The 15,489-nt window shown below is 32.9% G+C and carries 13 protein-coding genes; 4 read left to right on the top strand and 9 right to left on the bottom strand.

Going from position 1 to position 15,489, the window contains the following annotated elements; translation table 11 throughout:
• Positions 1–53 precede the first annotated feature (53 nt).
• The gene (locus NH26_RS15275; protein ID WP_052432228.1) at positions 54–554 is read left to right on the top strand and encodes a DUF4112 domain-containing protein; all 501 of its coding nucleotides are present in this window, start codon (positions 54–56) and stop codon (positions 552–554) included.
• Here NH26_RS15275 and NH26_RS15270 read toward each other — a convergent pair.
• The 3 genes from NH26_RS15270 to miaB form a co-directional block, all read right to left on the bottom strand.
• Positions 551–1,174 carry an RloB family protein gene (locus NH26_RS15270; RefSeq protein WP_052432227.1) on the bottom strand — a complete coding sequence of 208 codons (624 nt, stop codon included), beginning with the start codon at positions 1,172–1,174 and terminating at the stop codon, positions 551–553. The genes NH26_RS15275 and NH26_RS15270 overlap by 4 nt on opposite strands.
• Positions 1,164–2,444 (bottom strand): AAA family ATPase, encoded by a 1,281-nt coding sequence (locus tag NH26_RS15265; RefSeq protein WP_052432226.1) that lies wholly within the window; start codon positions 2,442–2,444, stop codon positions 1,164–1,166. The genes NH26_RS15270 and NH26_RS15265 overlap by 11 nt, the downstream gene beginning before the upstream one ends.
• A 189-nt stretch (positions 2,445–2,633) precedes the next feature.
• Positions 2,634–4,106 (bottom strand): tRNA (N6-isopentenyl adenosine(37)-C2)-methylthiotransferase MiaB, encoded by a 1,473-nt coding sequence (gene miaB, locus NH26_RS15260; protein WP_044227474.1) that lies wholly within the window; start codon positions 4,104–4,106, stop codon positions 2,634–2,636.
• 566 nt (positions 4,107–4,672) lie between these two features.
• Here miaB and NH26_RS15255 point away from each other — a divergent pair.
• The 3 genes from NH26_RS15255 to NH26_RS15245 all read left to right on the top strand — a co-directional run bounded on the left by NH26_RS15255 (position 4,673) and on the right by NH26_RS15245 (position 10,535).
• Positions 4,673–7,159 (top strand): DUF5916 domain-containing protein, encoded by a 2,487-nt coding sequence (locus NH26_RS15255; protein WP_052432225.1) that lies wholly within the window; start codon positions 4,673–4,675, stop codon positions 7,157–7,159.
• Between the two features lie 318 nt (positions 7,160–7,477).
• Positions 7,478–9,046: an AAA family ATPase gene (locus tag NH26_RS15250; RefSeq protein ID WP_052432224.1), complete on the top strand. Its 1,569-nt coding sequence runs from the start codon at positions 7,478–7,480 to the stop codon at positions 9,044–9,046.
• Positions 9,036–10,535, top strand: a complete 1,500-nt coding sequence (locus NH26_RS15245) for a VWA domain-containing protein (protein ID WP_052432223.1) — start codon at positions 9,036–9,038, stop codon at positions 10,533–10,535. Before NH26_RS15250 ends, NH26_RS15245 begins: the two co-directional genes overlap by 11 nt.
• A 57-nt stretch (positions 10,536–10,592) precedes the next feature.
• On the opposite strand, the gene NH26_RS15240 is transcribed toward NH26_RS15245, so the two are convergent.
• From NH26_RS15240 to NH26_RS15220, 6 genes are all read right to left on the bottom strand, one after another.
• Positions 10,593–12,476 (bottom strand): hypothetical protein, encoded by a 1,884-nt coding sequence (locus NH26_RS15240; RefSeq protein ID WP_139263103.1) that lies wholly within the window; start codon positions 12,474–12,476, stop codon positions 10,593–10,595.
• 182 nt (positions 12,477–12,658) lie between these two features.
• Entirely contained in the window at positions 12,659–13,087 is a 429-nt protein-coding gene (gene rnpA, locus NH26_RS15235; protein ID WP_044227469.1) for a ribonuclease P protein component, read from the bottom strand.
• Positions 13,088–13,242: 155 nt separating this feature from the next.
• Positions 13,243–13,365 carry a hypothetical protein gene (locus tag NH26_RS25805; RefSeq protein ID WP_262494283.1) on the bottom strand — a complete coding sequence of 41 codons (123 nt, stop codon included), beginning with the start codon at positions 13,363–13,365 and terminating at the stop codon, positions 13,243–13,245.
• Between the two features lie 49 nt (positions 13,366–13,414).
• Complete coding sequence (gene rpmH / locus NH26_RS15230; RefSeq protein WP_044227466.1) at positions 13,415–13,573, bottom strand: 50S ribosomal protein L34; 159 nt, start codon at positions 13,571–13,573, stop codon at positions 13,415–13,417.
• A gap of 523 nt (positions 13,574–14,096) precedes the next feature.
• Positions 14,097–14,711: a deoxynucleoside kinase gene (locus NH26_RS15225; protein ID WP_044227463.1), complete on the bottom strand. Its 615-nt coding sequence runs from the start codon at positions 14,709–14,711 to the stop codon at positions 14,097–14,099.
• A 136-nt stretch (positions 14,712–14,847) separates the two neighbouring features.
• A complete protein-coding gene (locus tag NH26_RS15220) occupies positions 14,848–15,471 on the bottom strand; it encodes a deoxynucleoside kinase (protein WP_044227460.1) in 624 nt (207 codons plus the stop codon).
• Between the last annotated feature and the right edge of the window lie 18 nt (positions 15,472–15,489).

The following is a 15,489-nucleotide window of genomic DNA, read 5'->3' as shown; positions in this document are numbered from 1 at the left end:
GTTTATGTTATTTTTATTACAAATTAAGTAAAAAAAAAGACTATTTGAATAATATGACAACTCAATCTAAAGAATATACAAACGATCCTTCCTACAAAACACTAAAAAGAATTAGTAGTATCATGGATGAAGCGATTCCTATCCCTGGTACTAAGTTTTCTATTGGTGGAGATGCATTAATAGGAATGCTTCCTGTGGTTGGAGATACGGTGTCTGTGATAGTCTCTGGTATTGCTTTGTTTAGTGTAGCGAGAAATGGCTTACCAATACGTTTAATTCTGGCTATGGCCTTTAATTTACTGATTGATTATTTAATAGGATTAGTACCCGCATTAGGCGATTTTCTAGATATTTTTTATCGTGCCAATAGAAACAATTTAAAAATGTTGGAAGGGTATTATGAGAAAAATCCAGAAGCGATTCATCAAGTCAATAAAAACTCAACAGGGTTAATCATTTTCACTGCATTTATATTTTTGATCTTGAGCGGAATTATCATAACAGTGGGTTATTTTGTTAAAAGTATGATTTGGCAAACTTTCGGATTGAGCTAAAGATCTAATAAGTATTCTACTAAAATATACACATTGGTGTAAGGTTCTCTTTCATGAAATTTCAAATGAGACAACACACCTGTTTCAAAAACATCTTCCATCTTTCTTGCTCTATCTATTGCCGTAGGTGTCATTTCTTTTAACTGGTGATAGTTCTTTCCGTTTTTATGATACCTCGGGACATATTTTTGTTGGATATATTTGATCACATTCCCACACTTCAGGAAATGTTTATTGATATCTATATTCTCATAATGAAGGAGGAACCAAATTTCAAAACATATATTTGATATTATCACACGGATGTCATTTTGCCCTGCCATCATAATTACCTCTTCTATATGCTTATGATAATCTCTATCAAACACCAACCATATCGTTTCATAAGGATTTCCTTTTGTTAATGCCCTTTTCTTTTTTATAATGGCTTCTCTTACCAATCCTAAAGGGGAATGACTTTTAGGTTGATAAACTTCTACATCCACAGCTGTTAGGTACCTCTTTTTAGAAGAATCTTGCTTTAAACTATTAAAGTAATTTGGTTCCGTTTTAGCACCTTCGCAAAGAATTAATACTCTCTGTCTTAATGCTCTAGTCTTATCCCTTCTTCTATTTCTCATGATCCCCTCCCACGTTAAAATCGAAATCCAAACCAAACTGATTAATCGCAGGTGTACCTCCAAACTTCCCTGTTAAATACCATTCTTCTAATGGCAATTCTTTTTTCAAGTTTGGAACATCAGAAACAGACGATATTTCTGTTACTCCCTCTTCTGATCTCTCAGAAATAAACACTTGGTCAAATCTAAATAAATCGTTATTTAACAATGATGCATCATGTGTAGAAAAAATCAATTGTGCTCTCCTTGGATTAGTTCTAGGATTATGAAATAGTTTAATTAATGCCCTAGTCAAATGAGGGTGCATACTTTGATCTAATTCGTCAATTGCTAAAGTATCACCTGCCTCCAAAACTCTTAAGATTAATCCACCTAATGCAACCAACTTTCTTGTACCAATAGATTCTTCTTTTAAATCAAAAAGTACTTTTTGATCTTCATCTTCGGAATGGTGTATTGTTTTTATTTGATATCGACGTCTACCTTCAAAAAGCCCCATTAATTCGGAATCTTCTTGTATAACATCAATCCCTTTTATACCTGTATCTGCATTATTTACAAGCTGACTCAGATTATTTAGAAAACGCCCACTTTCATCATTTACAATATGTTTGGCAATACCTTGTAAAAGAGCATCATCGTAAACGGATTTATATAAAATATATGCCCTTAAATGATTCTTGAAAAATTCCCATGGGGCTCTTAACTGTTCCAATCCTAATTGTGCACCTTTTGCTAAGAATAACTGATAAGGCATTACATGACGAGCAATAGATTGCTTATCCCCTTTTAATTTTTTACCAAAAACAACTGGAATATTTTGTTCCCTTTCAAAAAGTTTTACTCTTCTATTTTTAGGGTAAGCATATAAAGCCTCTTTTGTTATATTTTCTGCATCTCTAGCTAGTTCATATTCATATTGAATACCATCAATTGCAATAAACCGGATATAAAACTCAGTGGGCAAATCTCTTGAAAAGCGGTCTAATCGAAAAGGAACATAGGCTTTTGCCCCTTCGCCAATGGCACTTTCATGTCCTTCTTGTACAATAACAGACAACGCCTCTAATGCTCTCAATAAATTACTTTTCCCTGAGGCATTCGCACCAAAAACAACCGCCGAAGCTAAGGTCTCTGTTTGAGGGTATCTTTTATGTACTAATAATCTATTATCCAAGGTATTTTTTCTAACTCTTGAGGAGGGCAAAAGAGATAGTGTTTGTTCATTTTTAATAGACCTAAAATTGGTCACTGAGAATTCGATCAACATATCATTTATGGGTTTACACCAATGGGGTGATAAAATGCTGTTTATGGGGCTATATGCTTTACCGAATATACAAAAAAATACGATGCCCTAATTTTAGAACATCGTATTTTATATTCACCTAGGGTTCGAATAAAAATATTTTTTACCGAACTTAGGTTAGTAACACTACTATTATAGTGTTTGTATCAATTAAACTATTGTACCTAATAATGTACCTGTTGTACAATCATGCACTTTTACGTTAGCATATGTTCCGATTTTCGCATCTCCTTTCGGGAAAACAATCACTTTGTTTTGTGAATTTCTTCCTTGGAAATGTTCTTCAGAACGTTTAGACACACCTTCAATCAAAACTTTTTGCGTTTGTCCGATGTTCAAAGCATTACGTTTTGCAGCATGTTTTCTTTGTAGATCTACAATTTCTTGTAATCTACGTCTCTTTACTACTTCAGGAATATCATCTTCAAGTTTCTTCTCGGCCAAAGTACCAGGACGCTCAGAATAGAAGAACATATAACTAAAATCGAACTCAACATACTCCATAAGAGATAATGTATCTTGATGTTCTTCTTCAGTTTCCGAACAGAAACCAGAAATCATATCAGAAGAAACACCACATTCATCACCCAATATTTCACGAATCTTATCTATTCTATTGATGTACCATTCTCTATCATAAGTACGGTTCATCAAATCTAAAATTCTTGAATTACCCGATTGAACAGGAAGGTGAATAAACTTACAGATGTTTTCGTACTTCTTTATAGTGTAAAGCACATCATCAGTAATGTCTTTTGGGTGGGATGTCGAGAAGCGAATACGAAGTTCAGGAGATACTTTAGCTACCATTTCTAATAGGTTAGCAAAATTAACCACCTCTTCTACTTTATCACTTTTCTCTTTCTTTTCAAGTCGAGCTTTATTGTTTTCTTCATCAGACCATTTGTAAGAGTCTACATTCTGACCTAATAAAGTGACTTCTTTATACCCTTGATCAAATAATTCTTGAGCCTCTTTTACAATAGAATGAGGATCTCTCGAACGCTCTCTACCTCTTGTATATGGAACAACACAGAACGAGCACATGTTATCACAACCTCTCATAATAGAGATTAATGCTGTAATGCCATTCGAATTTAAACGAACAGGAGCAATATCTGCATAAGTTTCATCTCTCGATAAAAATACATTTACGCCTTTATCTCCTTCATCAACTTCGCCAACAAGTTTTGGAAGATCACGGTAAGAATCAGGTCCTGCCACGATATCTACCATTTTTTCTTCTTCCAATAATTGAGTTTTCAAACGTTCGGCCATGCAACCAAGCACTCCGATAATCATTCCGGGCTTTCTCTTTTTAATTTTGTTGAAGACCGTTAAACGTTTTCTAACCGTTAGTTCTGCTTTTTCACGAATAGAACAGGTATTTAAGAAAACTAAATCTGCTTCTTCTACATCTTTTGTTGTTCCAAAATTGTTCTCCTGCATAACAGAAGCTACAATTTCTGAATCAGAGAAATTCATTTGGCAACCGTAGCTTTCTATGTAAAGCTTACGTTGCCCTTCTTTAGCAGTATCTTCTGTAATTTTCATATCACAAGACACTGCTTTCTTATCAACATCGTCTCCTACAAAGTTGATATCCTTAATTAAATCGCTCATTACTTTAGGAATTTAAGACAGAAGGTTGAGGATTTTCAGTCCTCCTATTTCTGAGCTTAATGATTCATTTTTTGATTTTTTAGAGTAGGTGCACATGTAGTTATCTGAAATAAAACATTGCATACCACCTCTAACAGTAAGTGTTTAACTAGCAAAAATACTACTTCCATCTACAATCAACAATTTTGTTTAGAATTGATTGTGATTCAAACTTACTTTTCATCTAATTTTATGAGGTTAAAAACACTTCCATATCTCACTAAATCTCATCTACTTACAATTTAAATTCATAATGAATATTAAAGAACCCAACCTTTGAGTACGTCAATTGATAAAATTAGTTAACATTGATTAACGTGCTTGATTTAATACCTTTAAATATACAAATTGTAAGTGCTAAACTATAGTCTAAATAATTTGTTTCAAACGCTAAATAAGTTACGAGTATAATCACTATTAACTTACTGAAAATAAACTTTTCTAATCACTTGACTGCCTTTAAACGATATATCCTTTTAGTGTGTGTGATATTATTACCTAATATCTTATTTGCACAATTACACAGAATGAATCTTCATGCCTGGCCTACTCATCATGCTCCAAAAATTGATGGAGTTTTAGATGATGAAGTTTGGAAAGATCCATTAAATATGACCAATCTAACTGCTAGTTTAAATGGTCATTTCTTAAATAATGAGGAAGCTCAGAAATACTTTTTTGAAGGGAATTTTACTCAGAATTGGCCCAATAATAATCAAAAATCTAATCAGAAAACTAGAGTACAAGTAGCGTTTGATGATTATGCTATTTATATAATGGCACAAATGTATGATACTGCCCCTGATTCTATTAGAACCAACTTGGGTGGTCGAGATTCTGGTGCCGGTGCTGCAGATGCTTTTTTTGTTTCTTTTGATACTTATAACAAACAACAAGATTGTTTTGAGTTTGTTGTTTCTGCCTCTGGTGTACAAAGTGATAGAATTCGTGGTACCTCTGGTTGGGATGGTAACTGGAATGAGGTTTGGTCTTCTGCTGTTCAAAAAAATGAAAATGGTTGGGCTTGTGAAATTGCCATACCCTATAGAGCTTTAAGAATGCCCAATGCCAAAGAACAAGTATGGGGTGTTAATTTTGGTCGTGTAATACAACGTTACAACGAAACTTCTTATTGGAATAATGTTGATGCTGAAAAACAAGGCTATGTTAATCAATTTGGTTCTTTGCGTGGCTTATACGACATCAAACCTCCATTAAGATTAACATTATCTCCTTATGTGAGTAATGTGGTAGTAGGTAAACAAGGTTCATCAAAAGTAGCCAATACATTTTCTGGTGGTGCTGATTTAAAACTAGGACTAGGACAAAGTTTCACATTAGATGTGAGTTTAGTTCCTGATTTTTCTCAAGTACAAGCTGATAATGAAGTATTAAACCTTTCCGCTTATGAGGTTCGATTTGGAGAGTTTCGAAACTTCTTTACTCAAGGAACGACCATTTTTAATCGATGGAATCAATTTTATTCTAGAAGGATTGGTCAAAATCATAATACGCCGTCTGATGATTTACTGCAAGCTAATGAAGAATATAAATATAGACCTACTGATGCACCCTTAGTCAACTCTGTTAAATTAACTGGTAGAACTGAGAAAGGTCTTGGTGTAGGTATATTAAACTCTGTTACTAATTCTACTTTTGGCATAATAGAAGATACTTTATCAGGAACAACAAGAACCGTTGATGCTGACCCTGTAACCAATTTTAATATTATCGCCATTGATCAAAACCTCCCAAATAACTCAACAATTGGTGTAATCAATACCAATGTTTATAGAGGCGAAGGATATAAAAACTCTAATGTAACAACTGCTCATACTGATTTATATGACAGAAATAATAAATTCAGATTTAGGGCAATGGGAGCATTAAGTCAGGAATTCTTTTCTGCTCAAAAAGATGATGAAGGGAATATTACTGAAAATGCAAATACTGTATTAGGACATCGTTTTGATGTTGGACACGGTAAAGTATCTGGTAATTGGAGATATTGGGTTTCTACCAATGTAGAATCAGACACTTACAACCCTAATGATATGGGTTACAATGGTTCTAACAATTCCATGAATTTCCGTGCAAATACACAATGGAATCAATTTAAAGCTAGAGGTATTTATCAAAGATTTTGGGGTAGAGTGGGTTATGACCAAGACCACCTTTATAATCCTAGAGTTTTTACCTCAAGAAGAGTTTGGGCGGATGGAGACATGTTATTCAAGAATTTTTGGAGTGTATATGCAAATGCATCAGTTACACCGGGCTTAAGCTATGATTATTTTGATCCTCGAGAAGAGGGATATAGATTTAAACGTTTACCTTCTCAAGATGCAGGAGTAACTATTAGTTCAAACGGAAGTAAGAAATATTCCATCAGCGTAAGAGCTTCAGTTTGGCAAAGACCTGACTTTAATCAACTCGATAATTATTATAGATATGGTCAAACTTTAAGAGTGAACGATAAACTCGACCTTAATCATCAAATATCTTGGAATACCCATGAGAATGAAAAAGGATACACTACCACTCTAAAGGACGAAAATGACGATGTAGAGTCTGTTATTTACGGAAATCGTGATGTACAAACATTAGAGAATAACTTTTGGACCTCATATATCTTCAACCCTAAAATGTTCCTCACATTCAGACTAAGACATTATTGGAGAAGAGTAAATTATGATCAATTTTATAACCTCTCTAAAGAAGGTGATTTATTTCCTACTGATTATAATGATATAAACGAGGATGGAGAAAAAGAACATGACGCCAACTATAATAACTTTAATGTAGAATTGACTTATAGCTGGGAGTTCCTTCCAGGTAGCTTTTTTACAGCTATGTGGAGAAATCAATTAGGTCATAATACACATAACTCTCATTATAATTTCAGAGAAAACATTGATGAGTTATGGAAAGAACCTCAAGTCAATACTGTATCTGTAAGATTGATGTATTTCTTGGATTATCAACAAGTAAAAAAGGGATTGAAAAGAATGTAAAATCTTTGTTGATCGTATTTTTTTAAGATAGCAGTCATAATTATATGGCTGCTTTTTTTATTATTTCTCATAAAAATCACCCTTCTTTATATTTTAATCAGAAAAATTAACTTGACTTAATCTTCATTTTGATGTCGAAATAAAAAATATTCAATATTTTAGGGCATTAATTTACATCTTCATAGAAGCGGTCAAATTAATTACTATTCACAAGGATAGAGTGTTTCTTTTTAAATTGAGCTAAGTTAACTTCATAATAGAGCATTTTAGAATATTATGCTCTGATTAGCACTATCTGTCTCTAATCAACGAACTAAAATGAATACAAGCGGAACGATGAGTGATTTTTCTACTACATCATTGAGTGTATGTGATAGATCCAAGAAATTATTAGCATTGTTAGGTGAAGATCTTCATGAAAAAGAAGATGTTCTTTCACTAGCTTTGCTTAGTGCCATTGCTGGAGAAAGTATTTTCATGTTAGGCCCTCCAGGTGTGGGTAAAAGTATGATTGCCCGCCGATTAAAATATGCATTTACAGGTGGAGATTCTTTTGAGTATCTGATGAACAGATTCAGTACTCCTGATGAAATCTTCGGTCCTATTTCAATATCAAAATTAAGTAAGGAAGATAAATACGAACGTCTTACTGATAACTATCTACCAGGATCTTCTGTAGTTTTCCTAGATGAGATCTGGAAAGCTGGTCCTTCCATTCAAAATGCTCTTTTAACTGTATTAAATGAGAAAGTATTTAGAAATGGAGATCAAGAAATTGAAGTAAAAGTACATGCTCTTTTGTCTGCATCTAATGAACTTCCTGCAAGAGGTGAAGGCTTAGAAGCTATTTGGGATCGTTTCCTAGTTCGTGTTTATGTAGATAGAATTATCGATGAGCAAAAGTTCTTCGATATGATCACTTCTTCTAAATATGCTAACCCAGTCGTTAGCGAAGATTTAAAATTTAACGAAAAAGAAGTAGATTCTTGGAGTCCAATGATCGACTCTTTGAAAGTACCCAACGAGGTATTAAGTGTTATTGCTATTGTTAGAAAATACATAGAAAGATATAATCAATCTACTGGTCCTGAACCAGAAAATAACATTTATGTATCTGATCGTAGGTGGCATAAAATTGTCCGCCTCTTACGTACTTCTGCATTTATGAACGGCAGAGAACGTGTAGATCTTTCCGATTGCTTCCTTATTGCCAATTGTATTTGGCACACACCAGATCAGATTGATATGGTTAGGCAATGGGTTACAAGATCTATCCAAAAGTATGGTTGGAGTACTAAATACAGTATGGAAACAGTTCGCTCTCAATTAGAAACTTTCGAAAGAGACGTAGATAATAAAACAAAAGAGGAAAAAGAACTTTATGTAGAAGCTCCTACAATGATAGATGGTGAGTACTATTTAATCGAAGGGTTTAGTAGTATGAACAACCGTATTCTTGCAGATGATTTTGAAATGATGGGCAGAGGCACCAACGAAATCATGCTATATACTTCTACTGGCAGAACAGAAGCTTTTACTGTTGGTCGTATTTCTGATACAGAAATTGAAGTACGTATTGGTCATGACTATCACAAATACAAATTAAAGTCTGCTAAGGAACATAAAGTCGGAAGAGTTTCTATTAGTATCTCTGATGAGATCAAACAACAATTAAATAAAGAAGCCGATCTACTATTAAAATATCTTGACAAGATCTCACAAGAGGTAGAAGAAGTAAGATTAAGTAGAGAAGAAGGTGTTGGTAAAAATATTTTCTTATCAGAAAACTGGCGATCTCTAATAGATGAATCATTAAATGACCTTTGGAAGCAGGTATTAAATTACAAGCTCCAAACGGAAAAATTAAAACGTAGTTATGGAGGTTAAATCTTCCTTCGAAAAAATAGAAAAATTTAAAATGTTCTCCGCTTTAGGTGAGGCAGAGGACAGAGAAGTTTTAGGAATCTACTTAACAGATATTGCTAAAGGTCATGAACCTGATGCGCTTAATTCTAATTTTTCTGATATGGCTTTAGGCTATAAGAATATTATTGATGATGTTCTTGAAACACCTGGTCTTAAAGATTCTATTCGTAGACATGCCTCTTTGAGAGAGCATGTTGTGAAAGAATTGATAACTCATATCGAAGCTATTGCAGAGACGACCAATCAACCCCCTGAAATTGATAAACAAAGAAAGAAATTAAGTCTTCCTTTTGGAATGCGTTCGGGGAAAGCTAATGGTGACAAAGGCCGTAAAGGACAAAGTATGATGTCCAAAATGGTTGAAACCATGCGTAAAATACTTGGTGGTAAAACTCAAAAAAGGCAAGATGACCTTATCAAGAAGCTTTCTGATAACGCTGTAAAATTCGATAAATCCCAAAGTATGATCAGTCAATTGATGGATCATCTTGGATTAGGTTATGAAAAAGCAAAAGGGCGTTGGCAATCAACAGGTTTTGAAGTACTCACTCAATACGAGAGATTATTAGAAGATGAGGAAATGCTCAAAGAGTTAGTCGACCTTCTAGGAAGGTATGCAAGTGCTGAATTACAAGAGGAAAGAGAGCAATTACAAGAAATTGCAATTCAACCTTACCGTAAAACAGTTACGCATGGTAAAGAATCCTTAACTGGTATTCATGAAAGTAACGACTTATCTCAGATACTTCCATCGGAAGCTGCTTTTTTAGGAAAAGAAGAAACAGAAATTATCTTTTACAAAAAGTTTATTGAACGAAAACTACAAACTTTCGAGTTAAAGACTGAAGAAAGAAATCCTAAAAAAGACGACAAGGGTACTAAAAAAGAAAAAACAAGCACAACAGAAGATGTTGCCGGACCAGTAGTTCTTTGTATTGACACAAGTGCTTCTATGTTAGGTAAACCAGAACAAATTGCAAAAACTTTATGCTTTGCCATTATGAAAATGGCCTTAGAAAATAAGCGTAAGTGTGTTTTATTCTCTTTTGGAGCAACGGAAGATGAGATAAAGAAAATAGATTTAAGTAACCTTCACGAAGGTCTTGAACCTCTCATTCAATTTTTATCAATGTCTTTTAGTGCTGGCACCAATGCAGGCCCTGCCCTATCTACTGCAATAGATACAATGCAATCAGATGATTATAAAAATGCTGATTTAGTATTAATCACTGATGGTAAAATTCCCCCATTTGATACTTCTTTATTACATAAACAAAGGAAAGCTCAATCAAAAGGATCTAGATTTTTTAGTATTACTTTCGGCCCTGAAAACCCTGATGAACTTAAGTCATTTGATTTGGTTTGGAAGTATAGAGCCAGTAATAAAAATAGTTTAGAAGAATTTGCTAAGAAATTAAAGAATATCAGAAGGGCTAAAAAAGAAATATAAAAAAATACCTACTCCATTTCGAGTAGGTATTTTTTTGATGAAAATTATAATGTCATTCTATTGAACAATCACTTTCTTAACTACTTTATTTTGACCATTTACAATCTCTACAAAGATCATTTGGTCTTGAGTATTTACCTTATATGTCATTAGATGATCAACATTAAATTGATCCATTTCCTTTCCATCAAGAGATAAAATTTTCACTGATAAAACTTCGTCTGTAGTCGATTGAATAGTAATCTCATTACCTCTTTTTACTGGATCTGGAAAAACACTAACTACGTTATTCAAATCGTCATTTTGACCAATTGATACTGAAGAGAATATTTCTTTATTTCCATCAAAATCAATTTGAGTTAAACGATAATATACTTTTTCATTTGTATTTGATAGCTCATCAAATACTTCATAATCTAATTGTGTATTGCTATTACCAGCTCCTTGTATTTCTTTCACTGTTTCCCAGTGTCTTTGATCAAAACTTCTTTCTACCACAAATTTTTCGTTATTTTCTTCTGAAGCTGTTGACCATTTTAAGTCTACTTCTTTTTGGTTGAGTGTGGCATTAAATGATATAAGTTTGATTGGTAGGTTTGTTCCTATTGTTTCATCATGAAGAGTAAAAACACCAAATTCAGTTACAGGACCATCAGTAGAAACAAAATCTGATAATGTATGCTCATGAGCATCTGAAATCCATTCATGTTTAGATGAATCATATTCAATCACATCTAATTTAGTTGAATCAACTGAAGAAAATTCTGTAAATTTTTTGTATAAAGAAACTACTACTGGAGATGGATTTGCTGTGGTAGCATTTAAAACCCAATATTCATTTGCTGCGATATCTTGACCATTACCTGTCAAATGAGCAGTTCTTAAATTATTATTCTTGTATTGTGCTTCGTAGATTGTTGACACTTTTCCAGGTTTACTGATTTTTATTGGGTGATATTTGGTTCCATCACCAACTGGGAATGTAAAAGTATCTGTGAAGCCTTCTTTTATTACTTTTACAGCTAAATGAGAATTACTGGAGGGAGACGTATGAATATCATAATCTGAACCGTCTTCAAAAATAAATTTAATATTAGAATTTTCTGCTGTAATTATCCCTTTACCAAAAGTAATTTCATCTGATAAATGTAGATCATCTTTTAAAATTACAGCTCCAGTTGTGTTTAATTCAATTTCATTAAATTTTAAACCTGAAGACATCAAATTATGATCACTATTTGAAGTTAGAATAAGTCTAGATGAATCTGTAAAAGAAAAGCCATTTACTATATTATTAATGAGACTTTCATGTAATTTAATTTCAGTATCTCCTTCTATTGTAACTGTCCCATTATTAATTAAGTTCTCAATCTCAACATCTGCATTATTAGCCTTAAATGTTGCATTTTTATGAATGTTTAATTCACTTGAAGGAGCATATGGATTATTATAAATTCCCCATAATAACGATTTTGTTTGTAGATCTAAAAGCCCCCCACTGAGAATATTTAAGTGAACATAAATACTAAAGTTTCCCACCCTTAAATTTGAATTATTATTATCACCCACAGTTACTTTTCCTGAAATATCACAATCATTCACTCTCACTATTCCCCCATCCTGTACTTCTAATTCTCCTTCAACTATTAATCTAGAACCATACATGATATCATTTGATCTAATAATTAAAATATTTGGGGTATTGGCAGGTATCTTATACGTTGGTATTTGATATTTATCATGATTATATTGGTTAGGTATTATATTGGGTGTCCAATTCAAACTATTATTAAAATCTGAATTTTGACTACCATTCCAAACAACTTCATTTCCAGTTATATGTGGATGCTTTTTTAAACGTTGATTTTGAGCAAATAACTTTAATTGAAAAACTGATAATAACAGCAGTGAAGCAAATAGGTATTTAGGTATAATTTTCATCGTAGTATCTTTTCTATAGTGAATTAACATTTTAGTATACTTAAAAAATGCTAAAACAGTTTTCAGAAAAGAGTGAATAGTAACACCCTGTAAAAGATGTTAAAGTTTATTATCTAAAATCAGTTAAAATTAGCGGTAGCATTTTGAATTGAGCATAAAAAAAGCGTTGAAAAACGCTATTCTTAATCTTTACTTGAAGGATTTTTTCTAACCTCATTCACCTTATACAAACTAGCTTTCATCTTTCGTTCTAAGAAAGCATGAGGTTCCTTTTTTCTTGATACATACACAAAAGCAAGTTGTTCGACTTTATCTAGTGGAATATCAATATTCAAAATACCTTTATTTAATCGATAAACTTCTCTTAGTTGCCTTTTGATTCTATTTCTATCAACGGCATGCTTGAAGCCTCTCTTAGAGACTGAGAATAGTACTTGTGGGGGAATAGATGCATTTTCTACATCTGCAGATAAAGAATAGTAGATTTTGAATGGAAAACAAAAAACAGACTGCCCATCTTTGAACATCTGCTCTATCTGACTTCTACTTTTAAGGTGCTCATTTTTAGGAAAAGTGGCACGTTCGTATGTAGGTAAGTTCTTTTTTTCCATAATTTGATTTTAAAAAGGGCAAAAAAAAAGTGAAGGTCCGTCGCATTTGCTGCCGCCAGACCTCCAGCTTTTAACCTTTTTTGCGGGCTTCCGCGAAGTACCCAAAGGTACTTCGCAGAGACGCTAGATAAAAGCTGCTAGACACAGAGTGTCAATTATGCGTTAGCGGCAGCTTTTTGTTTTTTTGCAACTTGGCGCTCAGCTTTTTGAACTTGGCCTTTGTTGTAATTCAATTTCTCTTGATTTTTCAAGATTTTTTTTGCGATACGAGTTTTCATCACAATAATGTTTTAGTGTTCTGAAACACATCCTACTTTAGGATGCTAACTACGCCTTGTGTTTTCTAGAGTCAGAAACTGTAAGGCTCTTTCTTCCTTTTTTTCTTCTACTTGCAAGAACGTTACGTCCGTTTGCTGAAAGCATTCTTTGACGGAAACCGTGTTTGTTTTTTCTCTTGCGGTTCGAAGGTTGAAATGTTCTTTTCATCGTACTATGTAAGATTAGAATTTTTCGGCTTGCAAAAGTAAAAATACTTATGCAAAATGACAAGCTATTTTACTGTAAATACAGAATAAAACGAATTTTATCCTTTTAATTTCAATCACATTAACATAATTGAGTATCAAAAGGTGTTTTAATCCTTACAATAAAACAACAACTAACCGTAATATTTCAATTAGAATATGGTGATTATCAATCGTTAAGTTCACATAAACATACTGCACTTCAAATCACCGGCTGACAAAGGTAAGAATTATGTTTTGAAATACTATATTTTGAATCAATTATTTCTCATATCAACCAACTGAATTAAATTCATTAACATCTTTAAATCAACACATTAGCAATTTTATAATGAATGTTCAAATAATAAAAAAGAGTCTGACAATCTATGTTTGATAAAAATTATGAATCACTGAAAGTGATATTTCTAAATAGTTTAAAAAAGTATAGAGATAAAAAAAAGGCCGCAATCTCTTGCCGCCTTATTTATATTCGCTATCCTTACTTATTTCGTAACTGATAGATTTTCATCAATTTGATTGACTATTCTATAGAAGTCTACCGATTTTTCTACAAAATCATAATCAGACATTTTAATTCTTAATAATGGCCCACTGTATTGATCGATCCATTGATTATAAAGAGTATTTAATCCTTTTAAATAATCTTCTGGAATAGTTTGTTCATAAGATCGACCTCTTTTCTGAATCTGAGCTATTAGACGTTCATAGTCTGTGTCTAAATAGATCAATAAATCCGGCTTAGGAAGTTGAGAAGACATACTCTTAAATAGTTTCCAATAAGATTCAAAGTCTCTGTCATCCATAATACCAGAAGCATGTAAGTTCTTCGCAAAGATATAAGCGTTCTCATCAAAAGAACGATCTTGAATAATAGATTTAGGTGCATCTTTCAAGTCCAACATTTGTTGAAAACTATTATCTAAGAAACGCACTTGAGCATGAAATGCCCATCTAGACATGTCTTTGTAAAAATCTTCTAAATAAGGATTATCAGCAGTACTTTCAAATTCAGGAATCCAATTAAAATGTTCTGATAACATTTTGGTAAGTGTTGTCTTACCAGATCCAATATTTCCTGCAATGGCAATATATTGCATTATGATCGATGAAGTTCTTTAATAATGGTATTTAATTAGGTGTATTCTACCCTAGAGATAAATAGAATACTATAAAGCAGCAAAAAACGTGTGCTATAATTTACTGTATAACACACGTTTTCTTAAAACTCTTAGGTTATACTCTTGCTTTTTGAGCATGTAATTCAGCATCAATACTTCCGATGATTTGCTGAAGATGTTTATCATTTTCAACAAAATCCATATCCTCCATATCAATAACTAGTAATTTCCCTTGATCATAGTTAGAAATCCACTCTTCATAATATTCATTCAAGCCAGTTAAATAGGCTCTTGAAATACTTTGCTCATATTCACGACCACGTTTTCTAATATGATCTAATAATTGAGGAACAGATGTTCTTAAATACACTAACAAATCTGGTGCAGGTGCATTTTCAGTCACAGAATTAAATACTGCATTAAATGTTTCAGTATCACGATCTGTAAGATGATTATCTGCATTTAACTGCCTAGCAAAAATCTTAGCATCTTCGTACAACGATCTATCTTGTATAATCGGTTGTTCTGTTCTTGAAACTTCCATTACCTGACGGAAACGACTGTTTAAGAAATATACTTGAAGAGGGAATGCCCATCTAGACATATCCTCATAAAAATCTTCTAAATATGGATTATCGTCTGCACTTTCATAACGAGGTTCCCAACCAAAATGAGCTGCAAGTTTTCCTGTTAAAGTAGTTTTACCACTACCAATATTTCCCGCAATTGCGATATACATTTTTTCTTAGATTAGTTG

It is taken from the genome of Flammeovirga pacifica, assembly GCF_000807855.2.
GTDB classification, from domain to species: domain Bacteria; phylum Bacteroidota; class Bacteroidia; order Cytophagales; family Flammeovirgaceae; genus Flammeovirga; species Flammeovirga pacifica.
This window is presented reverse-complemented; position numbering and strand designations above follow the sequence as displayed.